Source organism: Lichenihabitans psoromatis (assembly GCF_004323635.1).
Classification (GTDB): Bacteria; Pseudomonadota; Alphaproteobacteria; order Rhizobiales; family Beijerinckiaceae; genus Lichenihabitans; species Lichenihabitans psoromatis.
This window is the reverse complement of record NZ_CP036515.1, coordinates 2,088,964-2,112,983: the sequence shown is the minus strand read 5'-3', so window position 1 is coordinate 2,112,983 and position 24,020 is coordinate 2,088,964. Positions and strand designations below refer to the sequence as shown.

Here is a 24,020-nt window from a genome sequence, read left to right as displayed (position 1 = left end):
GCCGAATGTCCGCCCGACGCACGATCAACGTCGATGGAGATGTAGCATGCTCGCGCCAAAGCCCGGCCGGTTCGATATCGTGGTGGCAGGGTCTGGCGTTGCCGGGTTGAGCATGGCCTTGGCGGCTCGCCAGGGCACCCGCGCGCGGGTCGCGGTCTGCGATGCGGGGCTCGAGGCCGACCCAGCGCACACGCTCCGCGCCGTTTCGATTGCGGCCGACTCGCGCCGCCTGCTCGAGCGGCTCGGCGTTTGGGCGGCAGTGGCCGAGAAGGCCCAACCGATGACCGAGATGGTGCTGACCGACGCCCGACCGGGTGCGGTGCCGCCGCCTGTCTTTCTCGATTTTACCGGCGACGCCGCTCCCGGCGAGCCCTTCGCCCATATGGTGCTGCTGGACGACTTGCGCGCGGCGCTCCGTCACGCCTGCGGGAAGGCCGGCATCGCTTTGATGCCGCAGGGAGTGGTCGACTTCACGGCCGATCGGAACAGCGTCCGAATTGATCTGGGAAGCGCTGAGCCCTCATTGGTGGCGCGCCTGCTGATCGCGGCCGATGGGCGTGGCTCGCGTCTACGCGACAAAGCCGGCATCAAAACGACCGGATGGGACTATGATCAAGCTTCGGTGGTGGCCACCATCGCGCACGAAGAAGATCACGGCGGCCGGGCGACACAACATTTCCTGCCAGGCGGACCGCTCGCAATTCTGCCGATGTGTGCGCCCGATGGGTCTCGCCGCCGGTTTTCGCTGGTCTGGACGGAGCGAACCGAGGAAGCTGCGCGTCTGCTGACCCTCGACGATGCGGCCTTTCTGAGCGAGTTGCGTGACTTGATCGGCCATGGCTACGGCGACTTGCGGCTGGAAGACAAGCCGCGCGCCTATCCGCTGCGGGTCAACCTCGCCCGCACTTTGATCGCGCCCCGCTTCGCTCTCATCGGAGACGCGGCCCGCACAATTCATCCGCTGGCGGGCCAAGGCCTGAACCTCGGTCTCCGCGACGTCGACGCTCTCTCGAGCCGCATCGCTGAGGCCATGCGGCTCGGCCTCGACCCCGGCGCTCCGGACGTGCTCGAACCCTATCAGCGTGCAAGGCGCGCTGACGCGACCGCCATGGCGGCCGCCACCGACATCATCAACCGCCTGTTCTCCAATGACATCACCCCGCTGCGACTGTTGCGCGACTTCGGGCTCGGCTTGGTCGACCGCTCGCCCGGCCTGAAACGTCGGCTCATCGGACAAGCCGCTGGAACCCCGCCGCAGGCGCGGAGCCCTCGCCATGGCGCCTGACATGGCTCCATTCAAAGGGCTCTCGGCCTTTCCGATCACGCCGGCCGACCCCTCAGGCCGCGTCGATACGGCGGCGCTGCGCGGGTTGATCGAGCGACTGGCGACGGCGGATGTCGATTCGATCGGACTGCTCGGATCGACCGGCACGGCGGTCTATCTCACCCGCGACGAGCGGAAGCGCGCGATCGACGCTGCGCTCGATCAACTCGCCGGCCGGACGCCGGTGATCGTCGGCATCGGGGCGTTGCGGACCGACGAGACCATCCGGCTCGGGCAAGATGCCGAGGCGGCCGGCGCCGCGGCGGCGCTGCTGGCCCCGGTTTCCTACGCGCCGCTGACCGACGACGAGGTCTTCACGCATTTCGCGACGGTCGCGCGATCGATCACGCTACCGATCTGCATCTATAACAATCCCGCGACGACGCATTTCACCTTTTCGGCCGCCCTGGTGGGCCGGCTAAGCGCGCTACCACGCGTCGTCGCGGTCAAGAATCCAGCACCACCGCTGGGCATAATGGCGGAGCATTTCGCCGATCTCAGGCAGCACGTACCGGCGCGCTTTTCGCTCGGCAGCAGCGTCGACGCGCGTGCCATCGAGACGATGCTGGCCGGGGGTGCCGCCTGGTATAGCGTGATCGCGGGAATCCTTCCATCGCCCTGCGTCGCGGCCGTCAAAGCCGTTCGCGCCGGCGATGCGGCGGAGGCTCGACGGATCGACGCGGCTTTGCGGCCGCTTTGGGATCTCTGCGTCGAGCATAGTGGATTACGGGTCGCCTATGCGATCGCCAACGGGCTTGGGCTCACGTCCAGCTTGCCGCCCCGCCCCGTGCTGCCCCTATCCGACGAACGACAACGGCGCGTCCTCGACGTTGTGCGGATGATCGACCCCACGGGGACCTGACAGCCGCTCGCGCGCCCTCTTATCTAACTCTGCGCGACTTTTGGGGATTCGACGACCGCGAGGGCGGCCCGAAACGCGGCGTCGATATCGAGCACCGACGTATCGAGCGTGACGGCGTCGCTGGCCGCGCGCAACGGAGCCACGCCGCGCGACGAATCCCGATCGTCGCGGCGGATGATGTCGGCCAGCACGGCCTCGAAATCGACCGGCTCGCCGCGCCCGGCGAGTTCCAGCGCGCGCCGTTGCGCCCGGACCCGCGCCGTGGCGGTGACGAAAATTTTGACGTCAGCGTCGGGGCAGATGACCGTGCCGATGTCGCGGCCATCGAGCACCGCGCCCTCCGGCCGGCGCGCGAAGGCGCGCTGCGTCTCGATCAAGGTGGCGCGCACATCGGGAATCGCCGCGACCACGCTGGCGGCTTCACCCATCTCCCGCCCGCGCAGCACAGTCTCGTCGAAATCGATCAAGCCTAGGCTGCGGGCCGCCGCCACCGCCGCGATCTCGTCCTCCAGCGGGCGATCCGCTTCCATCAAGGCGCGCGCCGTCGCCCGATAAAGCAGGCCGGTGTCGAGATGCGGCAATCCGAAATGCCGCGCGAGCCTGCGTGCCAGAGTGCCTTTGCCAGACGCGGCCGGACCGTCGATGGCGATAATCACCGGGCCGTCACGCGAAGACCGCGCCAAGCATCGTCATGCTGGACTTGAAGGTCGGAAAGCTGGTCGCGATCATGGTTTCGTCGTCGATCGTGACAGGCGTCTCGGCCGCGAGCCCGAGACAGAGGAAGCTCATGGCAATGCGGTGATCGAGATGGGTCGCGATGGTGCCGCCGCCACGCACACACCCCTCGCCGCCCTCAACCAGGAGATCGTCGCCCTCGATCTGATACGACACGCCGACTTCGCCAAGCCCCGCCGCGACCGCGGCCAGCCGATCGGATTCCTTGACCCGCAACTCATGCAGCCCGCGCATCCGCGTCGTACCCCTGGCAAAGGCCGCCGCGACCGCAAGGACCGGATATTCGTCGATCATCGAGGGCGCGCGTGGGGCCGGCACATCGACGCCCGTGAGGTCGGACGCACGAATGCGGAGATCCGCCACCGTCTCGCCCCCTTCGATCCGCTGATCGAGAATGTCGATCGATCCGCCCATTTCGATCAGGGTCGTGATCAGCCCCGTTCGCAACGGGTTCATCATCACGCCTTCGAGCAGGATATCGGAGCCCGGCACGATCAGGGCCGCCACGAGCGCAAAAGCGGCCGACGACGGGTCAGCCGGAACCGCGATCGGCGAGGGCCGCAACGCGGGGCGCCCCGCAAGCGTGATCCGGCGACCGGTCTCGCCGAAAGGCTCGACACGAATGTCGGCGCCGAAATGCGTCAGCATCTTCTCCGTGTGATCACGCGTTGCCTCTGCTTCGATCACCGTGGTGGTGCCCCGCGCGTTCAGGCCGGCCAGCAGAATGGCCGACTTGATCTGCGCCGAGGCGACGGGCGTCTGATAGGTGATCGGCAGCGGCTCCGATGTTCCCTTCAGGGTGATGGGGCAACGGCCACCCTCCCCCTGGTGGAGAACCTCGGCTCCCATCTGTTCCAGCGGATCGAGGATCCGCCGCATTGGCCGTTTCCGCAGGCTGGCATCGCCATCGAACACGGCGCTAACGCCGCCACCCCCGACGACGCCCATCATGAGACGCGACCCCGTCCCCGCATTGCCGAAATCCAGCGTCTCGCGCGGGGGGAGCAACGAGCCGATGCCGACACCATCGACCGTCCACTGTCCCGGTCCGTGTCGCTCGATTCGCGCGCCGAGCGCTTTGCAGGCCTCGCCGGTCCGCATCACGTCGTCGCCCTCGAGCAGACCGGTGATCTGCGTCGTTCCCACGCTGAGGAGCCCGAAGATGAAGCAACGGTGCGAGATCGACTTATCGCCCGGCGGTTTGAAGCGCCCGCGTAAGGCGACGCTCTTGCGGGCCGTCAAAGGACGCGGGTTCTGCCCATGAGCGGCCGTGCCGCCCCCGTTGCTCGCTCCACCATCCTGCGATTGTTCCGACGCCACGTGCTACCCGGTCCTAATAGTCCGACGCTGGATCACTGATCGAGCATCGCGTGAAAGACGAACCGCACCGACACACCCTGGCAAGGCTGTGCGAAGGCCGGCATGAGACAGACGGCCGCGTGCGAGGCGACGCTCGACGGACCACTGCGCTCGTAACATGGGGCGTCAGAGCTGTCATCCACAAGCCAAGCAGCGGTTTCGATCGATCGATCGCGACCCGCAAAGTTCTCGTGTGGGCTCGTCCAGGCCTGGCATGGCCCGTCGCCGGGAACACTTCGCATTTGACAGGCGTGTCGGAGCCGACTAACGGGGTGCGCTCGATCAAAACGGACGCGTCCCGTCCCCGGCGTCGCCTAAGGATTTCTTGAACGTGGCAAAACCGGAACTTGGCGCCAAGCGCCAGTGTCAAAACTGCAGCACTAAATTTTTCGATCTGAACAAGGATCCGATCGTCTGCCCGAATTGCGGGACGGTGTTCCAGGCTCTTCCTGTGGCGCGGGTGGCGAGAGCCGCACCCGCCGCGCGCGATGAAGGCGATGTCGAGGCGGAAGCCGCAGGCGCCGAGATCGTGTCGCTGGAAGACGTGGAAGCCGGCGAAAAGGTCGAAGCGGCCGCCGAGGATGACATCGAGGTCGATGATGTCCCCGCGGACGACACATTCCTCGAAGAGGAAGAAGAAGAAAACGACGATGTGGCCGATCTTATCGACGGCGATATCGAGGACGACGAGGAAGCCTGAGGGTGACCGACCCGGGGTGCAAAAAAGTGCACCTCCGGGGCTTGTGAAAGGCACCGAATCAAGTCTATACAGCCGCTCCGCTGAACGGCGGCAGGCTTCGGTTCCGATCATATTCGATCCGACCGTCCTGCCATCGACAGGATCGTTGCTCCCAAGCAGCGTTGGCGCGGAACGTGGGGCCATAGCTCAGTTGGGAGAGCGCTTCAATGGCATTGAAGAGGTCGTCGGTTCGATTCCGTCTGGCTCCACCAGCTTTCCCCCACCGATTGATCAACCGTTATGATCGTTGAAGCCCTAGTTTTCAGAGCAGTTTCTGTGATGCTGTTTGCACGAAACCTTGTACGATCAGCACGGGACATGCGAGTTGCCGCCACGATCTAGGAAGCCGACGCGGTTTGCGGGTGGCGACCGAAGGGGTTGATGCACGCGATGAGCGGTTGCCCTTCCCCACCAACAACTTGAAAACGATCTTCTCTACTCGGCTCTACACCGGGTACGTTGACGACCGGCACGGCTACAACCTGCCCGCAACGCCCGTCCACGTCGCGGTCGGTTCTGGGTGTAACTGATTCCCTTGCTCACGGGTATGCCGGCGATAGGAGCCCGTCTGAGCGGACAACAGTTCTGGCGGAAGCCGACGAGGCTGAGGTGATGTTGCGTGAAGTCGAACAACGCCACGACCTTGCCGATTATCCCATCTGCGCTTGGCGCAGGGTGAGGAAAAAGGCAGCGAGCCTCGTCAGGCGGGTTTCAGGATCGAGGTGGGCGATAGCTGCCGTCCGAAACGCTTGAGACTTCCGAAAGCGTTGGTCGGGATGGCCTTCTGAAGGGTGAAAGCATTCTCGGAACGAAGTTGCGCGCCTTTCGTACATGCGACCATTTCACTATCCGCGATCGTCAGCGAGACTCGCCAGCGGTCTCCACGGCGCAGGATATAGACATGCTCCTACTCGGCAACGAGTTCGTCTCCTTCGCCGAGCATCCTGCACGCGAGACGAGCTTGCGCGACGTTCGGAAAGAGTTCGATTACGAAAACCAGTTTCCCCCAAGGCCGGACGACGCCCTGCCGGCGGTAGGAAATCCATCAACGTCAGGCGAAGTCTCCGGTTGGCGACTGAAATAGCCCAACTTCATCCCAAAGTCCACTTAGCGCGTCGGGGTGCTCAGCAGCAGCGACCTGAACGAGTGGACGTTCGCACAGCAACGGATCGAGCGCGCCAGCGCGGAGTTGCGCGTCGAATAAGCGGGCCTGCTGTGCCCTCTCGCCCGCAGCCTCAAGTTCGTTCGCGGCCGCAAATAACGTCGGATCGGCCGCGACGGCGGATCGATATGAGTCCAACGCCAGGCCGCGACGCCCCATCAGCTTATAGGCATGGCCGAGTTGAAGATGGGCTTCGGCATCCTGCGGATCGCTCACAATGATCTGCCGATAAGCCGCCTCGGCCTCGCAGAGCTCACCGCTGTCTTTCGACATATTGCCGTATTGCAGGCGGATGTCGTTCCGCTCCGGAAGAAGTTGGAGAACGGAACCATAGAGCTCCGCCGCTTTTTCTGTCGCTCCCGCATCTCGGAAGCCATTAGCCAAAGCGATCAGGGAAGCCGAATTTTTCGTCGACGTCGACGCTGCGACAACCGCTCTGGCCGCCATCGATGCTAAGCGTTTCAAGATGACGTGCACGATCGACCTTTAAGACAACGCCACATGCTTCCCAAGCGGGATGGGCCATCGGGCAATCGACTGTCAAGTATCGAGGGTGATCAAGGCACCCCTTCACGCAACGTGAGGTTGCAATGACGTTTAATGATGTCGCTACGGCAGGGCGCTGTGTCTACACCCCGCAAGGGCCGCCATACTCGACCGCGAGTTGGATAGCCGCCCATCCAGAACGACTATTTTTGTCGATGATGCGACTGCGGGTGGTTGAAGGATCGGGCATGGACCTCAGCGGGTCCGCCGAGCAAGATCCCTGGGCGGAGATCGCTGGCCGCCGCTCGTGAAGAGGCTGGTGCTACCACAGCGACTTTTTCTCGATCTGGTCAGCGGCTCGACGGCGGGAAGGGGTTCGACCTCAAATCGCGGGCTCGGTGCCGGCCTGGACCGTGTTGGGAGACTCCTCCCGGGCGGATTGACCATCCCGGAAGGATTCGCGTTTTAAATCATCACATTGCGTGGTGACGCATCATGCGACGGTCATGCATCATCATGCCGCGATGATGCATCATGCCATGGTGGTGCATCATCCGCTCGTGATGCATCATCATGCCGCGATGATGCATCATGCCATGGTGGTGCATCATTTCGGCGCTGGCGGGAGCCGCAGCCGCACCGAGCGATGCGATCAGGATGGTGCACGCACAAATCAGGCTCTTGGTCTTGGTCAAAACTGCCTCCACAAAGCATGTCGGCGCGTTCGGCTCGAACCCACCTGACCTGACAGTTACGCGCGATGAGCAACAAGGTTACATTGTGGCCACGGTCTTGCTGCGAACAGGCTGACTTTCGAACGCACATGTGGTGGCGTCGCACCGCTTTGACGGTGCAAGAATATCACGCATCGACCAGGATCTGTGGATGACGCGTGGCTGTCATAAAAGGCGCTTGCGCCTGATCTCTGAATCGGTATCCTTCCTATGTCTTTGATCTAGCGAAAGGAGGTGATCCAGTGTCTCATTGTTTCATGCTTGGTACCCGAGCCTGGACGATCGATTTCTCGGTGAAAGCTGAGATCGCTTAGTCGCCTACGGTTCGTACCCGAGCCGAACAATGTCGAGGGGCTGCTCTAACGGGCGGCCCCTTTTCATTTGTGGCGGTGCAGCCCGTCGCGAGCCTCCCTCTGGCAGCCCCGTGCGCCCAGCAATGTCAAACTTTGCCAAGCCGGCGCGAGCCGACTAGATACACATCCATCAGGCACGGGCACAGGGCCTGGGCCGCCTTCGCCTGTCTGATCATGACCGAACAAAGCCCGGCCGACGTCCTCAACGAATTGCGCGTCGATATCGACCGCATCGATGCGGCCATGCACAATCTTCTGATCGAGCGCGGCGGCATCATCGAACGTCTGATCGCCGTCAAGTCCAGGCAGGGCGGCGGATCGGCGTTTCGTCCGGGCCGCGAGGCCGAGATGATGCGGCGCATCGCCGAGCGACATCGTGGCCCGTTGCCGCTCGACACGGTCGAGAGCATCTGGCGCGTCATCATCGCAACCTTCACATTCGTCCAGGCGGCTTATTCGGTGCATGCCGACATGGCGGCCGGCGATGCGGCGATGCGTGACTCGGCGCGGTTCCACTTCGGCTTCACGGTGCCGCTTGTGCCCCATCTCGGCGCGACGGGCGTCATCGAGGCGGTCAATCGGGCCAATGGCGACCTCGGCATGATCGGCATCGACGCGGAAGCCTCGGGCGGCGCGTGGTGGGCACGCCTCACCGAACCCGACGCCCCGAAAGTCATCGCGCGGCTTCCGTTCGTCGAACGCAGCGATCATCCGGCGGGGCTCCCCGTATTCGTCATCGCCCGCTCGACCAGCGTCGCGGCCGTTCGCGATGTCGTGCTCCACTCGGTATCGGTCGAGCGCTGGCGCGATGGGCTACCGGCCGCGATCGGGGCGATCGGCGGTTCGATCATTGGAAACGTCGGAGATCGGATCGGTCTGGTGCTGTTGGTCGCGACACCCGGAGCACTGCCGCCCGACACGCTCGCCGATACGCTGCGTCCCATTGTCGGAGAGGCCAGGATCGCCGAAATTGGAAGCCATGCCGCTCGCTTCGATTACGATACGCAACCGCTTCCGGCCTCTTTCATCTTTCCGTCCTGACATTCTCGCTGAAGAGCTGCTGATCCATGTCAAATCCTGTTGCCGCCGTGCGCCCGACCCCGCTCCCGCACATCCTCGACATCGCGATTTATGTTCCGGGCAAGAGCGCCGGAACCAGCGGCGGCAAGGTCCATAAGCTCTCCGCGAACGAAACGCCGCTCGGGCCATCGCCAGCCGCGATCGAGGCCTATCAGCAGAGCGTCGGTCGTCTCGAGCTTTACCCGGACGGGGCAGCGACACGGCTGCGGCAGGCCATCGCGGCTCGATACGGTCTCGATCCCGCCCGCATCGTCTGCGGCTGCGGCTCGGACGATCTGCTGCATCTGCTGGCGCAGGCCTATGTCGGCCCCGGACGCGAGGCGATCGTCACCGAGCACGGCTTCGTGGTCTATACGATCGTGGTCAAGGCGGCGGGCGGCACGGTCGTCGTGGCCCGTGAGAGCGATTGCACGGCCGATGTCGATGCGATCCTCGCCTGCGTCACCCCGAGCACGACGATCGTGTTCCTGGCCAATCCCAATAATCCGACCGGGACATATCTGTCGTTCGACGAGGTCAAGCGGCTGCATGCAGCGCTGCCTCCCCACGTCATGCTGGTGCTCGACGCGGCCTATGCCGAATATGCACGGCAGAACGATTACTCGTCCGGCATGGAGCTCGTCTCGACGTTCGAGAACGTCGTCATGACCCGCACCTTTTCAAAGATCTACGGATTGGCGAGCCTGCGAATCGGGTGGCTTTATGGACCGGAGTCGATCTGTGATGCGATCAACCGCATTCGCAGCCCCTTCAACCTGAACGGGCCGGCGATTGAGGCCGGCATCGCGGCCATTCAGGATACCGCGCATGTCGACAAAGCGGTCGCGCATAACGACCTTTGGCGCGGCTGGTTGACCGATCGGTTGGGAGAGCTCGGACTGAAAGTCTCGCCCAGCGCCGGTAACTTCCTGCTGTTGCATTTCCCGCGTGAGCCGGGTCACACCGCGGCCGAGGCCGATGCGTTCTTGTCTAGCCGCGGATTGATCCTGCGCGCGGTCGGCGCTTACGGCCTGCCGGATTGCCTGCGGCTGACGGTCGGCCCCGAAGACGCCAACCGGCTCGTGGTCGACACGCTTCGGGAGTTTCTGGGACAGGCAGCGCGCCAGGGCGAATCTGCGCATGGCTGACGCTTTGTCGGCACCCCTGTTCGAGCGTGTCGCGATCATCGGCATGGGGCTGATCGGCTCTTCGATCGCCCGCGCGGCCAAACATTATGGCGCCGCGTCGATCGTGGTGGCGGGTGATCGCGACGAGGCTGTCTGTCGGCGCGTCCGCGACCTCGGCTTCGCCGATGTCGTGACCCAATCTGCGGCCGAGGCGGTTGCGGAGGCCGACCTCGTGATCCTCTGCGTTCCGGTCGGCGTCATGGGCGATGTCGCAGCCGAAATCGGGGCTTCCCTCAAACCGGGAGCGATCGTCAGCGACGTCGGCTCGGTCAAGAACGCCGTCGTCGAGGCACTGTCGCCGCATCTCGCCGAAGGTGTCTGGCTGGTGCCGGCCCATCCGGTCGCCGGCACGGAATATTCAGGGCCGGACGCCGGCTTTGCGGTTTTGTTCGAGAACCGCTGGTGCATCCTGACGCCCTGCGACCGGTCGAGCGACGCTGCTGTGGAAGCGGTCACGGCATTGTGGCGCGCGTTTGGGTCCAATGTCGAAACCATGACGCCGACCCACCATGATCTGGTCCTCGCCATCACCAGCCACGTGCCGCATCTCATCGCCTATAACATCGTCGGGACGGCAGCCCATCTCGAAGCCGTGACTCAATCCGAGGTCATGAAATTTTCGGCTGGCGGCTTCCGTGACTTCACTCGCATCGCCTCCTCGGATCCCACCATGTGGCGCGACGTGTTCCTCCACAACAAAGAGGCCGTGCTGGAAATGCTCGGCCGCTTTAACGAGGATCTTGCGGCGCTTGCCAAGATGGTGCGCTGGGGCGACGGCGACGGTCTCTTCGATCTGTTCACGCGAACACGGGCGATCCGGCGCGGCATCATCGCGCAAGGACAAGAAACGCAAGCTCCGGATTTCGGGCGACGCGGACCCACGAGCGATCCCGCCGCCAAAGCGTGATCCGGCGACGCGGGCCGATCAGTAGATCGGGTCGAGCCGCACCGGCAGCGCGATCGGACCGAGACGAAGCCGCCCGCCGGAGAAGATGACTGGCAGGCGGAGGGCATTGCCGGCTTGCGGTGTCTGCGCCTTCTTGCCGCCGAGCAGGCTCGACAGGAGACCGCCAAGCTTCACGCTCGAGATTGGTAGTCCGAAGCGCTCGGCGATCGGCTCGAAGCCCGTCAGCGCCGTGTCGAGTTTGCCGGTCGTGCGATGAGCCTCGTCCAGGGCCAGCACACCACTGGCCTGACCCACGAAATCGCCTTTCCTCACACTCAAACCGGTGACCTGCAACTGCCCATCGGCCTGTCGCCACGCTTCCAAGCGTGCGACGGTCGGTGCACTGAGCAGGTCTGCATGCGTCAATGTTCCATTCAGCGAGGCTTCGATCAGATCGTTGCCGCCCGTGAACCCGTCGAGGGTCGGTAGGCCGACACCGAGCGCCTTGACGTCGAAATCCGCGTCCGCCGCGTCGGATACATTCGGCGTCGCCAGAGCCGACAGTTGCGCCGCCCGTGCATTGAGATCGGCCGCATCGGGTTGGCTCAGCGTCACGGCGAGGCGGGTCGCTTCGATCTCGCCGCCGCGCGGCATATCCGGCAACCCGGAGGCGGCGACCCGAAGCCCCGCCCACGACACCATCAAATCGTAATCGCCATTATCGGCCCGGAGATGCATCGGGCCCATGAGGTCGACCCGAATGGTCCGGGGTGCATCGAGCCCGAGGCGTGCCAGAAGACCCTCGACGTTACCGGTACTTTGACGACCCGCGATCTCGCCTTGAAACGTCGGCTTGTCGCATCGGATCCGCAAGGCGAACGGGTAGCCGCCGATATGGCGATCAGGACAGGTCCACTGGCGCCCCGCATGAGCCTGCTGTGCAAGCCAATCGTCGAAAGCCGCCCCTGCCCTGTTGGCGGCCAGGCCCCACAATCCCGACCAGATCGCAACGACGCCGACAACGCTTGCGATCGCAATCGGGATCGTCCGCGACCGCCGCTGCCGAACGCCATTCTGTGGTGCGGACATTCAAACGCTCTTTCGTCTTGCGGCAGACCGGCGGTCGGCCACCCTGCTGGTTCTGCTCTGCCGTGCCGCAGCGCCACGCCCATCGACTTGCGTCGGCTCGACGTGCGGATCCCACCCCATAAAGCAGGATGGCATCAGAGGGAATCCACTGGCGCGCCAGCATGTGCGGCAAGGGTGCTGGAGAAGGCTCGCGAAGCTGTTACGAAGCCGATCGGGCGAAACAGCGGCGAGGCGGAGGCATGGTGGATATCGACGATCTCTGGATCTTTGCCTATGGGTCGCTGATGTGGCGGCCGGATTTCGACTTCGTCGAGAGGCAGAAGGCGCGGCTTTCCGGCTACCACCGCAGCCTCTGCATCTTTTCTCACCTTTATCGCGGCACGCCCGCCAATCCCGGGCTTGTCCTGGGGCTCGACCGAGGCGGCTCGTGTGTCGGCATTGGGTTTCGCATCGCCGAGACACATCGGGCCGCGACCCTCGATGCCGTGCGGACACGCGAACTTGTGACCGGCGTCTATCGGGAAGTGCAGGCTCCGATGCTGCTCGAGAATGGCAGCCGTGTGTCGGCGGTCACCTATGTGGCCGATCGCGCGCATGTCCAATATGCCGGCAAGCTGCCGCGCGAACAGATGGCGACCCGGATCCGACAGTGCGCCGGAAGCGCTGGTCCGAACGCCGACTATGTGCGGAACACCCATCTGCATTTGCAGCAGATGGGACTGCAGGACGCCAATCTCGCTTGGATCGTCGCGGCGATCGATCGCGAGAACTAAAACCTTGACAGGATTGCGACAGACACATTCAATCAGACATCAGACCAATTTTGACGTCTGAACCGATCTCTTTTTTCCACGCCCGGATGTTTGCTTGCACGCTGCCCGCGCCCATGAGTCCGCGATTGCGACCTTGACGCCTCTGCCCGCGCTCGATCGGGCGGAGAGCGTCTCGCGCGCTCTGGCGGATTTCATCGTGCGGTCGGCGCTACGACCAGGCGACCGCCTTCCCACCGAGCGGGCCTTGATGGAAGCACTCGCGGTCGGACGGTCGACGGTGCGCGAGGTGATCCGGCAGTTTCAGGCACGCGGCATCGTCGAATCCCGTAAGGGGAGCGGTACCTATCTGCTGCGCGCCCTTACGGCCGGCAGCGTGTCGTTTCCGATGACGATCGACACGGGCGCATTGCGCGATCGCCTGTTGCAAACGCTCGAAGTGCGGCGCGGTCTCGAGGTCGAAGCCAGTGCTGTGGCAGCCTGCCGCGCCGGAGACGCCGATATCGCCGCTATGGAGCAGAAGCTCATCGAGATGGAACGTGTCCATTTCGACAAGGGAACCGCCGGCCGGGAGGACCTCGCCTTCCACCTCGCGATTTACGACGCGACCCACAACCCCTTGTTCCGCCAGTTGCTTGAGCAAATCCGCGAGGCGTTCGAGCATTTTTTCGAAAAACCGTTCGATCGGCCCGATTTCGCGCGCCGCTCCTTTCCGTTCCACCGCGAATTATTCGACGCGATCCGCAGCCGAAACACCGCCCTGGCCCGCGACAAGACGATCGCGATTTTGGCGATCGTCGAGGAAGACATCAAGGCCATGTCGCAATGAGCGAGTTCCCGTGAGACGTTTGCTATGAGCACATCCGACCGATCCACCGGCGCCGACGTTCTGGCGCGTGCCCGCCTCATCCTGGCGCATGACGAGCCTCACGCTTTCGACGCCGTGGTGCCGGCGATCGTGCAGACCTCGCTCTTCACCTTCTCGAGCTTTCAGGAGATGTCCGACACTTATGCGGGCAAGAAGAGCCGCAACGTCTATTCCCGCACCACGAACCCCACTGTCACGCTGTTCGAGCAGAAGATCGCCGCGCTCGAAGCGACCGATGACGCGATCGGATTTCCAAGCGGCATGGCGGCGATTTCGGGCGCCGTTCTGGCCTTCGTCAAGCCGGGCGACCGGATCGTCAGCGTGCGCCATGTCTATCCCGACGCTTATCGGCTGTTCGAGACGCTGCTGAAAGACTGGGGCGTCACGACCAACTATGTCGATGGCGCCGACCATGCGGCAGTCGCGGCGGCGTTGCCGGGCGCCAAGCTGCTCTACCTCGAAAGCCCCACCAGTTGGACCATGGAAGCCCATGACGTCGGCGCTTTGGCGGCGCTTGCCCGCCAGCACGGCGCGATGAGCATGATCGACAATTCCTATGCGACGCCGCTGTTTCAGCAGCCGGTGACGCTCGGGGTCGATCTCGTGATTCACTCGGCCTCCAAATATATCGGCGGCCACAGCGACACGGTCGCGGGTGTCGTCGCGGGTCGTGCCGAGCTCGTGTCCCACATCCGCCGCACGATCTGCCCCTACATCGGCGCAAAACTTGCGCCCTTCGAGGCGTGGCTGTTGCTGCGCGGCCTTCGCACGTTGCCGGCTCGCCTCAAGGCGCACGAAGCTTCCGCCATGACCTTGGCGCAGCGCCTCTCCGACCACAAGAACGTGACGGCGATGCACCATCCGGCGCTTGCGGGCCCGCTACCGCCGGGGCTGACCGGAACCTCCGGCCTGTTCTCCTTCGTGGTCGACGACACGATCGACATCCCGGCTTTCTGCGACGCGCTTCACCTGTTTCAGCTTGGCGTCAGTTGGGGTGGGCATGAGAGTCTCGTCGTGCCGGCACTGATCACCCGGGTGCAAGCCGCCGGCCCGAATTCGGCTCTCGATTTCGGTGTGTCCGACCGGATGATCCGCCTGCATGTCGGGCTTGAAGGTACCGATGCGCTCTGGGACGACCTGACCAGAGCCTTGAACGAGGCACGTCACTGAACCCCGTCGGCGGCCTCGACGCCGTCGACGCACCGAACGCGAGGGAGACCACGATGTTGAAACGCCTGCTGTTGACCGCCACCGCCTGCCTGTTGCTCGGATCGCATGCTTATGCCGACACCACGATCAAGCTGGTCGAGGTCCTGACGAGCCCGGAAAGGACCGAGACCCTCAAGGGTTTGGTCGATACGTTCGAGAAGGCCAACCCCGGCACTCACGTCGAGATCACCTCGCTGGCCTGGAGCTCGGCCTTCGAAAAATTCGCCACCATGGTGTCGGCCGGGGACTCGCCCGATGTCGTCGAAATGCCCGATCGATGGCTGTCGCTCTATGCCGGGAACGGCAAGCTCGAAAACCTCGATCCGTATCTCGCGACCTGGAGCGAGACGGCCGGCCTCAACGAACGCGCGCTCGAGGTGGCCCGCGCGGTCGACAAGAAAGCCTATATGCTCCCCTACGGCTTCTATCTGCGGGCCATGTTCTACAACAAGGTCTTGTTCAAGCAGGCCGGCATCGCCGAGCCGCCGAAGACGATGGACGAATTCCGCGACGCAGCGAAAAAGATCTCGGCTATCCCGGGCAAGTCCGGCTACTGCCTTCGCGGCGGGCCGGGTGGCCTGAACGGATGGATGATGTTCGGCGCCACGATGGCCGGTAACAACGACTTTTTCAAACCGGACGGCACCTCCACGCTCAGTGATCCCGACTGGGTCAAAGGCTCGGCCTGGTTGATCGATCTTTATAAGGACGGCCTCGCCCCGAAAGACAGCGTCAACTGGGGCTTCAATGAAATCGTGGCCGGCTTCTACTCCGGCACCTGCGCGATGCTGGACCAGGACCCCGACGCGTTGATCGCCGTCGCCGAGCGCATGAAGCCGGACGACTTCGGCGTTACCCCGATGCCGAAGGGCCCCGCCGGCAAGGCCTTCCCGACCCTTGGCTATACGGGCTGGTCGATGTTCTCGAGCAGCGAACACAAGGACCTCTCCTGGAAGTTGATCCAAGCGCTCGACGGCCCGGTCGGAAACTTGGCCTGGAACAAACGCACGGGCGCCCTGCCGGTCTATACGGCCGCCGCCAAAGACCCGTTCTATTCGGGCGATCAGTTCAAAGGCTGGTTTGCCGAACTTGCCGACAAGGACGAGGTGCCGACCATCATGCCGACCAACCTCCCGGGCTTCGCTTTCTTCGCCGACTCGCTCGCGGTGAAGACCAGCCAGCAGGCGTTGCTCGGCCAGATCACGGCCGAGCAGATGAACACGCAATGGGCCGCCTATCTGACCAAGGCGAAGCAGAAACAGATGAGCGCGCCGTGATCGTGACGATCCGCAGCGGCAAGCCACGATGACAACGATCACGACGGGTGCGACGACGAGGCGTCGCCGCCCCCTTCTCCGCCGGATGGCGCTTGCGGCGGAGCCCTATCTCTACACGATTCCGTCGGTGTTCCTGATCACCATCATCATGCTTGTGCCGCTGGTGATCGGGCTGTCCTACGCGTTTCGCGACATCACGCTGCTGGATCCGTTCAGCGGCGGCTTCGTGGGGCTCGATCATTTTCGCGAGATCTATGCGGATGCGAGCTTCTGGAACGCCCTTCACAATACCGTGACGTGGACCGTGACATCCGTCGTCTTGCAGTTCGGTCTGGGCCTGATCCTCGCGATGCTGCTCGACCGGCCATTTCCGGGTCGCTCGCTGATCCAGGCGCTTGTCTTCCTCCCCTGGGCGGTCCCGAGCTTCTTATCCGGCCTGAATTGGGCCTGGCTGTTCAACCCCGTGGTCGGGCCGCTCCCCTATTGGATGCATGACGTCGGGCTCATGTCCGCGCCCGACAACATCCTGTCCGACCCAAATCACGCCATCTGGGGTCCGATCGTCGCCAATGTCTGGTGGGGCATTCCGTTTTTCGCCATCACGCTACTGGCCGCGTTGCAGGCGATCCCGAAGGATATCTACGAAGCCGCGGCGATCGACGGCGCGGGGCCGTTCGAGCGGTTCCGCAGCATCACCTTGCCGTTCCTCGCACCCACGATCGCAATTACGGTTCTGCTCCGGACCGTGTGGGTCGCCAATTTCGCCGATTTGATCGTCGTCATGACGAAAGGCGGCCCGGCCGATTCCACCCAGATTCTCTCAAGCTACATCTTCACCCAGGCGTTTCAGCGGCTCGATTTCGGTTACGCGTCGGCGATCGCGGCCGTGTTGCTCGTGCTTCTGCTCGCCTATGCGTTTGCCCTGGTGGTGCTGCGGCAGACCCTCATGGCGCGGAACTAGCCCATGCGAGCCTATAGCCTCCGCCGCACCTCCTACTGGGTCTTTCACTATGCCATGCTGGCGGCCTTCCTGGCTTTTGCGCTGTTTCCGCTGTTCTGGCTGCTGAAGGTCTCGATCACGCCCAACGACCTGCTGTACAGCGAGGGCGTTCGCATGTGGCCGTCCCGCACGACCCTCGACCATTACGTGTCGGTGCTGCAACACACGCAATTTCCGCTGTTCTTCCGCAACAGCGTCATCGTCTCGGGTTGCACGGCCGTGATCTCGACGCTGATTGCGGCTGGGGCCGGTTACGGCTTCTCGAGGTTCCAGTTTCGCGGCAAGTTCTGGATCGTCGGCATCATGCTGGTCACACAGATGTTTCCGCTGGTCATGATCGTCGCGCCGATCTTCCGCCTGTTGGCCCCGCTTGGGCTGACCAATAGCCTCACCGGCCTGATCATCGTCTACACGGCCTTCAACGTGCCGTTTGCCAGCTTCCTGATGCAGAGCTTCTTCGACGGTATCCCGAAGGACCTCGAGGAAGCCGCCATGATCGATGGCGCGACGCGCTTCGAAGCGCTCTGCAAAATCATCCTGCCGCTGACGCTCCCGGGTCTCGCGGCCACGATCGGCTTCGTCTTCACGGCGGCCTGGAGCGAATTGCTCTTTGCGCTGATGTTGAACTCATCCAACGCCGCCAGCACCTTCCCGGTCGGCCTGCTGGCTTTCGTGTCGAAGTTCTCGGTCGATTTCGGGCAGATGATGGCGGCCGGCGTCCTGGCTCTCATCCCGGTCTGCGGCTTCTTTTTCCTCATCCAACGGTATCTGGTGCAGGGCCTGACGGCCGGCGCCGTGAAAGGCTGATCCATGGCGTCGATCTCCATCAACGCTGTGCGAAAGAGCTATGGCGACGTTCCGGTTCTACGCGGCATCGATCTCGACATTCAGAATGGTGAGTTCGTGGTTCTGGTCGGCCCCTCGGGCTGCGGAAAATCCACCCTGCTGCGCCTAATCGCCGGACTTGAAGATATCACCGATGGCGAAATCCGGATCGGCGACACGATCGTCAACGACCTCCCGCCGAAGGACCGCGACATCGCCATGGTGTTTCAATCCTATGCGCTCTATCCGCACATGACCGTGCGGGACAATATGAGCTTCAGCCTTAAGCTGCGCCGCGTCGCCAAGGAACGCATTGCCACGGCGGTCGACGGCGCCAGCCGCAAGCTTGGTCTCGGGCCCCTGATCGACCGCAAGCCACGCGCGCTCTCGGGCGGGCAACGCCAGCGCGTCGCCATGGGCCGCGCCATCGTCCGTGATCCGAAGGCGTTCCTGTTCGACGAGCCGCTGTCGAACCTCGACGCGCGCCTGCGAGAACAGATGCGCTACGAAATCCGCAAGCTGCATCGCGACCTCGGGGCGACGTCGATCTATGTGACGCATGACCAGATCGAGGCGATGACGATGGCCGACAGGATCGTGGCCATGAACGATGGCGTCGCCCAGCAGATCGGCCCGCCGGCGGACCTCTACAACGATCCGACCAACATCTTCGTGGCCGGCTTCATCGGCTCGCCTGCCATGAACTTTGTCCAAGCGACAGCCGTGCCGGCGGGAGGCGGCGTCACGATCACGATCGGCGAGGCCAAATTATGCGACATCGCACGGCCAGCGGCACTCCCGGCCGATGCCATCGTCACGGTCGGGCTTCGACCCGAGCGGATCACCCTCGTGGCGCCCGGAAGCCCAAACGGCACCGAGGCGACAATCGATCTCGTCGAGCCGACCGGACTCGGCATGGTGGTGCATCTCCTGATCGGGGGTCAGGCCCTCAAACTCTTCACCACGGATCGACTGACCCTCACGGTGGGTGACACGGTGGGGCTGACGGTCAAACCCGCGGATGTCTTACTGTTCTCACCCGCGACCGGCGATCGTCTTCGGGCTTGACGTCGCAGGCGCCGATTATGGGCCTACCGCGCCTGTGGAGCGCTGCGTCGAAGATCAGCGACGATCGCCTGGCGCTCCGTCGCGTTGCTGGCCAAGAGATGGACGTGGATTTCGCATCCGCCTTTCGACAGTAACGCCCTAATGTGCTCGCTTCGGGCGAAAGCCTGCGGGCACCGTCCGGTCGATTCGATGAAAAGCGGTGTCAGCGTCGAGGCCCTATCACGCCGCGCCGCGATGACGACCGCTCCACCATCGGTCGGCAACCAATCCGCAAATCGAGCGGTGTCGTCGAGCCGAAACACCGAAAAGACATAACGCTTCCCCGAGCGACCGGTCCACGAGCGAAAACGATCCGCCACGCTACTGCCCGCCAATCCGAGCAAGGGTGCGTCAGAGCCCCCCAGGGTCGCGGCCAGGTCGTCGCCATCCCACGCAGCGGGTTGATACGCCATGCCGGGCGTCGCGTGAAACAATCGCCTGACAGTCCCAGTCTGGCTACCGATCGGACCTGCTTCGTATCTCTGCCCGGCCTGTCGGCTCTGATTCGTCCCGATCATTGGTCCGCCCCCCTCGATTAGAACAAATTAAGAACAGAACAGGCCATAAACGTCAACATAGATCTTGATCAAAAGAGGAACATGACCGATCACTCGCGCAAGGCTGGTGATAACTCGCGGGACGTGGCGCAACGTTGCGATCGAGGACTGCACCATCCAAGAAAAATCAGCTTTTCGGAAGCGGGGCGGCAGGGCATTGTCGTGAAACGTCAACGATGCTCCGGCTAGCGTCGACACGAAGGTCTCCGGTCGATCCGGAGCCGAACAAGGAGGGCGCACATGGCACGTGTGGCATTGGTCACGGGCGGAACGCGCGGCATCGGCGGCGCCATTTCACGATGCTTGAAGGACAAGGGCCTGAGTGTCGCCGCGACCTATGCGGGAAATGACGAGGCCGCGGCGGCCTTTCGGCACGAGACGGGTATTCCGGTTTTCAAATGGGACGTGACCGACTTCGAGGCCTGCGAGCGCGGCGTGCGTCAGGTCGAGAGCGAGATCGGTCCCATTGACGTGCTCGTCAACAACGCGGGCATCACGCGAGACGGCTTCTTCCATAAAATGACGAAGGACCAGTGGAGCCTTGTGCTCGACACCAACCTTCACAGCCTGTTCAACATGACGCGCCCGTTGATCGAAGGTATGCGGGCGCGCGCCTGGGGCCGCGTCATCGTGATCTCGTCGATCAACGGTCAGAAAGGCCAACTCGGCCAGGTCAATTATTCGTCCGCGAAAGCCGGCGATATCGGCTTCGTCAAATCCCTGGCGCTCGAAAGCGCGAGCAAGAACATCACGGTCAACGCCATCTGCCCCGGTTATATCGCGACCGAGATGGTGCAGGCGATCGACCCCGAGGTTCTGAAGAAGCGTGTGCTTCCGCAGATCCCGATGGGCCGCCTCGGTCTCCCCGACGAGGTCGCCAAGGCTGTTGCCTATCTTGCGTCGGAGGACGCCAGCTTCGTCACCGGTTCGACCCTGACGATCAACGGCGGCCAGCATATGGTCTGATGGCCGAACCCGCGTGCGGTTCGGCGGTCGCCGAACCTCTTCAATGCTTGAAGTGGCGAATGCCTGTGAACACCATCGCGAGGCCGGCCGCGTCGGCCGCCGCGATGACTTCGTCGTCGCGCACCGATCCGCCGGGCTGAATGATGGCTGTCGCGCCCGCCTGAATGGCAGCGTCGATACCGTCCGCGAAGGGAAAGAAGGCGTCGGAGGCCAGAACAGCGCCATGCGTCAGCGGGTCGCTCAAACCTGCGGCCTTTGCGGCCTCGCCTGATTTCCATGCCGCGATGCGGGCCGAGTCGACGCGGCTCATCTGGCCCGCGCCGATCCCCACCGTCGCGCCCGCCTTGGCGTAAACGATGGCGTTCGACTTCACATGTTTGCAGATCCGATAGGCGAATTTCAGATCGGCCAATTCCGCCTCGCTCGGGGCTCGTTTGGTCACGACACGCAAGTCCATCGTATCGACATCGGCCGCATCGCGGTCCTGCACCAGGAACCCGCCCGCGACCGTGCGGACCATGCTGCCCGGCGCATGGGGGTCGGGCAGACCGCCGGTGAGGAGGAGACGCAGGTTCTTCTTCGCGGCCACGATCGCGATCGCTTCGGTACTGGCTTCGGGTGCGATGATGACTTCGGTGAAGATCTTGACGATCTCGGTCGCGGCTTCCGCGTCGAGTGGCCGATTCAGGGCCACGATGCCCCCGAATGCCGATACGGGATCGCAGCGAAGCGCCAGGCGATAGGCTTCGGCGAGCGTCGTGGCTTCCGCGCTGCCGCACGGGTTGGCATGTTTGATAATCGCCACCGCGGCACTCACGCCCGGATCGAATTCAGCCACGAGCTCGAAAGCCGCATCCGTATCGCCGAGATTATTGTAGGACAGCGGCTTGCCTTGCACTTGTCGCGCCGTTGCGACCCCGATTCGTTGCTCGGCCGTTCTGTAGAAGGCGGCCGACTGATGTGGGTTTTCGCCGTAGCGCAGGCTCTCGGCCAACGTCCCGCCGAGCGCGCGATAGGTCGGGACGTTGCCGGCCAACGACCGGGAAAACCAGTTCGAGATCGCGGCGTCGTAGCTTGCGGTTCGGGCAAAGGCCTTCTGGGCCAGCCAGCGACGAAACTCGGGGCTCGTGCCGCCCGCATAGGCGTCGAGCTGCTCGATCAGCTTGGCGTAATCGGCCACATCGACCAGCACGGCGACGTCGCCATGATTTTTCGAGGCGCCGCGGATCATGGCCGGGCCGCCGATGTCGATGGTTTCGATACAATCCTCGAAGGTGCCGCCTGTCGCGACGGACTCCTCAAACGGGTAAAGGTTGACCACGAGAAGATCGATCGGCGCGATGTCATGGGCCAGCATCGCGGCCTCGTGAGCGGGGTTCTCGCGGATCGCCAGAAGTCCGCCATGCACGTTCGGGTGCAGCGTCTTCAGGCGGCCATCCATCAGCTCGGGGAAGCCAGTCAGATCCGCGACGTCGCGAACCGGCAAGCCGTGACCGAGAAGCTCCTTCCGGGTTCCTCCGGTCGAAACGAGCTCGATGCCTCGCGCATGGAGCGCCGCGGCAAAATCGGCGAGTCCGGTCTTATCCGAAACAGAAAGGAGAGCCCGCGTGATGGGACGAGTGTTGGCCATGCGTTCCAATTCTTGAACCACTGGCAGAGCCGCCTCATCAGGCGATCGACGCCGCTGCCGTCAAAATCCAGCAGTCATGTCAGGCTGCAAGCGCGCGATCTATCATGGATCGGTCGGCGCGCACCAGAGGGCCGTCGTCAAAGCTCCGGTGGTGGCGTCTCGAGCCGCTGCGTGAACGACCAAGCCACCTGCCTCAGCGTCGCGGTCTCGCCTTGCACGACGAGTTGCTCCGTGCGGCGAGGCCCCTCGGCGCTCGCGAAGAAGATGCTCTCCTCGATCTCGATCGCGAGACCGCCCGCCTCGAACAGCCATTCGTCGCCATTCGGCATGCCGATCGTGATCGTCGTGCCATCGGCCGCGAAAGCGGCGCGGACGAGGGGATGCAAATGGAAGCGGACCGCGAACGGCAAAGCCGCCGCATCCGGTCGGCCCGCGATGGGCACGAGGTGATCCTGGCCGGACAGCCGGGTGCCCGCATGCGACAGCCACATCTGGCGCCGATGAGCGAAGCCGAGCCGCGCATAACCATCGTGCAGCGCATCGAGCCAGACGCCCTCCGCCACGTCGGAGCGAGCGACGGTGACGGCCTGCGGCGGCGCGAACACCATCCCGTCGAGCGCCCGGACCCAGCCGTGCGATCCGGCAAACCGGCTCGACGACATATCCGCGAGCGTTAGCGTCGAATGCGCTGCGGTGACGCGCGCGGCCTGAGACAGATCGCGGCGATCCGGATCCGGACTTCCACAATTGACCACGAGCCGCTGTCCACCGACCGAGAGCTCGAACGACAAGGTTCCGGCATGCGACCGCTTCGAAAAGATCGGCGGCGGCGGACGGCCCATGTCGCAGATCAGCACAGCCTCGCCTGCTTCGACGCGCTGGTACCCGGAATACGGTGCATTGCCGAGCGGCATCGCATGGGCGTCGTCATAGGCCAGCACGGTCGCCAGAGTTTCGGGCCGGGTGACGCCCATGCCGTTGAACAAGGCGAGCGAGCCATCCGGATGCCGAAACATCCGCAGCATCGGCATCATGCGATCGATGGCGTTCAGGAGCGCGACCGGCACCTCGGCGCCGCGTGCCGCATAGGCTTGGCGGAGAGGCAAGAGATCGAGCAGGAGATCGCCGAGAACCTGAGGATTTCGGCTGACATGTCCCCCGTCGGTCAGGATCTGCCGGCCCAATTCCTCGAGCAGCATGCGCGAGCCGAGCCTTTGAAGGGTTGGCAGTCCATCGGCGCAGATGCCCATTTCGGCCAGCGAGAGCGCCGCCCAAAGCCGGCTTTCGCCGACGAGGCCGTTGTTCATACGGCGTTGCAAAAAGGCGGTCTGCCGCCCGAGGCTCTTCATCAATCGGCGGTAGAACGGACCGTCGGCTCCATCGAGGATCACGGGGGACTGGCTCAGCCAGGACAGAAGCCGGCGCGCCACGACGCGGGGTTCCCACGCGAGGCGCCCGCGCTGGCCATGGCTCATCCAGTCCTCGACCAGAGCCCGCGCATTGGCTCGCGCCAGCGACGTATCGGCTGCACGCATGTGCCGCAGCCATCCAAAGCCATGCAGCGTCTCGTCCCATCCCACCGATGGCGGTTCGATGTCGAAGGGTGATTGGCCGTGGGCGTTGATGATCTTGCCGCCGAACGAAAAATATCCCGCATAGATATCGCTCGCGACGGTTGGATCAGCCGTATGGATGTCCTGCGGGGCGATGAGCAGGCGCGTCGGGCTGCGACTCGGGCGGTCGAGAAGCCAAAGCAAGGGCGCGAGCGCTCGATGCCAACCGGCGCCCAGGATCTGGAGCACGACGAAGGCGGCGAACCTCAAACGCTCTGAGACG

Annotated in this window: 22 protein-coding genes and 1 tRNA gene; 15 read left to right on the top strand and 8 right to left on the bottom strand. The window is 63.8% G+C overall.

The features are described 5' to 3' along the window. Positions 1-46 precede the first annotated feature (46 nt). Entirely contained in the window at positions 47-1,285 is a 1,239-nt protein-coding gene (locus tag EY713_RS09815) for an FAD-dependent monooxygenase (protein WP_131114627.1), read from the top strand. Between the two features lies 1 nt (position 1,286). Then, complete coding sequence (locus tag EY713_RS09810; protein ID WP_131114626.1) at positions 1,287-2,186, top strand: dihydrodipicolinate synthase family protein; 900 nt, start codon at positions 1,287-1,289, stop codon at positions 2,184-2,186. 23 nt (positions 2,187-2,209) lie between these two features. Here the strand turns inward: EY713_RS09810 and cmk are convergent, their stop codons facing one another. Both cmk and aroA read right to left on the bottom strand, forming a co-directional pair. Continuing rightward, positions 2,210-2,842 carry a (d)CMP kinase gene (gene cmk / locus EY713_RS09805; protein WP_131114625.1) on the bottom strand — a complete coding sequence of 211 codons (633 nt, stop codon included), beginning with the start codon at positions 2,840-2,842 and terminating at the stop codon, positions 2,210-2,212. 7 nt (positions 2,843-2,849) lie between these two features. Further along, on the bottom strand, positions 2,850-4,241 hold the full coding sequence (gene aroA / locus EY713_RS09800; RefSeq protein WP_131114624.1) for a 3-phosphoshikimate 1-carboxyvinyltransferase: 1,392 nt from the start codon (positions 4,239-4,241) through the stop codon (positions 2,850-2,852). Positions 4,242-4,611: 370 nt separating this feature from the next. Here aroA and EY713_RS09795 point away from each other — a divergent pair, with 370 nt between their 5' ends. Both EY713_RS09795 and EY713_RS09790 read left to right on the top strand, forming a co-directional pair. Further along, entirely contained in the window at positions 4,612-4,980 is a 369-nt protein-coding gene (locus tag EY713_RS09795; protein WP_131114623.1) for a TIGR02300 family protein, read from the top strand. Between the two features lie 175 nt (positions 4,981-5,155). Continuing rightward, a tRNA-Ala gene (locus EY713_RS09790) sits at positions 5,156-5,231 on the top strand. Between the two features lie 839 nt (positions 5,232-6,070). On the opposite strand, the gene EY713_RS09785 is transcribed toward EY713_RS09790, so the two are convergent. Beyond that, on the bottom strand, positions 6,071-6,565 hold the full coding sequence (locus tag EY713_RS09785) for a tetratricopeptide repeat protein (RefSeq protein ID WP_165491085.1): 495 nt from the start codon (positions 6,563-6,565) through the stop codon (positions 6,071-6,073). Positions 6,566-7,140: 575 nt separating this feature from the next. Then, positions 7,141-7,362: a hypothetical protein gene (locus EY713_RS09780; protein WP_131114621.1), complete on the bottom strand. Its 222-nt coding sequence runs from the start codon at positions 7,360-7,362 to the stop codon at positions 7,141-7,143. 566 nt (positions 7,363-7,928) lie between these two features. On the opposite strand from EY713_RS09780, the gene EY713_RS09775 reads away from it, so the two are divergent. The 3 genes from EY713_RS09775 to EY713_RS09765 are packed head-to-tail and all read left to right on the top strand — an operon-like array spanning position 7,929 to position 10,907. Then, positions 7,929-8,795, top strand: a complete 867-nt coding sequence (locus tag EY713_RS09775; protein ID WP_131119518.1) for a chorismate mutase — start codon at positions 7,929-7,931, stop codon at positions 8,793-8,795. Between the two features lie 26 nt (positions 8,796-8,821). Next, positions 8,822-9,961 (top strand): histidinol-phosphate transaminase, encoded by a 1,140-nt coding sequence (gene hisC / locus EY713_RS09770; protein ID WP_131114620.1) that lies wholly within the window; start codon positions 8,822-8,824, stop codon positions 9,959-9,961. Next, on the top strand, positions 9,954-10,907 hold the full coding sequence (locus EY713_RS09765; RefSeq protein ID WP_131114619.1) for a prephenate/arogenate dehydrogenase family protein: 954 nt from the start codon (positions 9,954-9,956) through the stop codon (positions 10,905-10,907). Before hisC ends, EY713_RS09765 begins: the two co-directional genes overlap by 8 nt. 18 nt (positions 10,908-10,925) lie before the next feature. On the opposite strand, the gene EY713_RS09760 is transcribed toward EY713_RS09765, so the two are convergent. Beyond that, positions 10,926-11,975, bottom strand: a complete 1,050-nt coding sequence (locus EY713_RS09760; protein WP_131114618.1) for a DUF2125 domain-containing protein — start codon at positions 11,973-11,975, stop codon at positions 10,926-10,928. 239 nt (positions 11,976-12,214) lie between these two features. Between EY713_RS09760 and EY713_RS09755 the strand changes: the two genes are divergently transcribed. From EY713_RS09755 to EY713_RS09725, 7 genes are all read left to right on the top strand, one after another. After that, on the top strand, positions 12,215-12,748 hold the full coding sequence (locus tag EY713_RS09755) for a gamma-glutamylcyclotransferase (RefSeq protein ID WP_131114617.1): 534 nt from the start codon (positions 12,215-12,217) through the stop codon (positions 12,746-12,748). A 124-nt stretch (positions 12,749-12,872) separates the two neighbouring features. Further along, positions 12,873-13,574 (top strand): FadR/GntR family transcriptional regulator, encoded by a 702-nt coding sequence (locus EY713_RS09750; protein ID WP_165491226.1) that lies wholly within the window; start codon positions 12,873-12,875, stop codon positions 13,572-13,574. Between the two features lie 24 nt (positions 13,575-13,598). Beyond that, a complete protein-coding gene (locus EY713_RS09745; protein WP_131114615.1) occupies positions 13,599-14,783 on the top strand; it encodes an aminotransferase class I/II-fold pyridoxal phosphate-dependent enzyme in 1,185 nt (394 codons plus the stop codon). Positions 14,784-14,836: 53 nt separating this feature from the next. Then, on the top strand, positions 14,837-16,099 hold the full coding sequence (locus tag EY713_RS09740) for an ABC transporter substrate-binding protein (RefSeq protein ID WP_131114614.1): 1,263 nt from the start codon (positions 14,837-14,839) through the stop codon (positions 16,097-16,099). Positions 16,100-16,127: 28 nt separating this feature from the next. Then, a complete protein-coding gene (locus tag EY713_RS09735) occupies positions 16,128-17,060 on the top strand; it encodes a carbohydrate ABC transporter permease (protein WP_131114613.1) in 933 nt (310 codons plus the stop codon). 3 nt (positions 17,061-17,063) lie between these two features. Further along, entirely contained in the window at positions 17,064-17,906 is an 843-nt protein-coding gene (locus EY713_RS09730; protein WP_131114612.1) for a carbohydrate ABC transporter permease, read from the top strand. Positions 17,907-17,909: 3 nt separating this feature from the next. After that, the gene (locus EY713_RS09725; protein WP_131114611.1) at positions 17,910-18,992 is read left to right on the top strand and encodes an ABC transporter ATP-binding protein; all 1,083 of its coding nucleotides are present in this window, start codon (positions 17,910-17,912) and stop codon (positions 18,990-18,992) included. Positions 18,993-19,015: 23 nt separating this feature from the next. On the opposite strand, the gene EY713_RS09720 is transcribed toward EY713_RS09725, so the two are convergent. Next, positions 19,016-19,444, bottom strand: a complete 429-nt coding sequence (locus tag EY713_RS09720; protein WP_131114610.1) for a hypothetical protein — start codon at positions 19,442-19,444, stop codon at positions 19,016-19,018. A gap of 384 nt (positions 19,445-19,828) precedes the next feature. Here EY713_RS09720 and phbB point away from each other — a divergent pair, with 384 nt between their 5' ends. Further along, a complete protein-coding gene (phbB, locus tag EY713_RS09715; RefSeq protein WP_131114609.1) occupies positions 19,829-20,554 on the top strand; it encodes an acetoacetyl-CoA reductase in 726 nt (241 codons plus the stop codon). A 40-nt stretch (positions 20,555-20,594) separates the two neighbouring features. Here the strand turns inward: phbB and purH are convergent, their stop codons facing one another. After that, positions 20,595-22,184 carry a bifunctional phosphoribosylaminoimidazolecarboxamide formyltransferase/IMP cyclohydrolase gene (gene purH, locus EY713_RS09710; protein WP_131114608.1) on the bottom strand — a complete coding sequence of 530 codons (1,590 nt, stop codon included), beginning with the start codon at positions 22,182-22,184 and terminating at the stop codon, positions 20,595-20,597. A gap of 137 nt (positions 22,185-22,321) precedes the next feature. Then, positions 22,322-24,007, bottom strand: coding sequence for a heparinase II/III family protein (locus EY713_RS09705; RefSeq protein WP_131114607.1), 1,686 nt, complete (start codon positions 24,005-24,007; stop codon positions 22,322-22,324). Positions 24,008-24,020 lie beyond the last annotated feature (13 nt).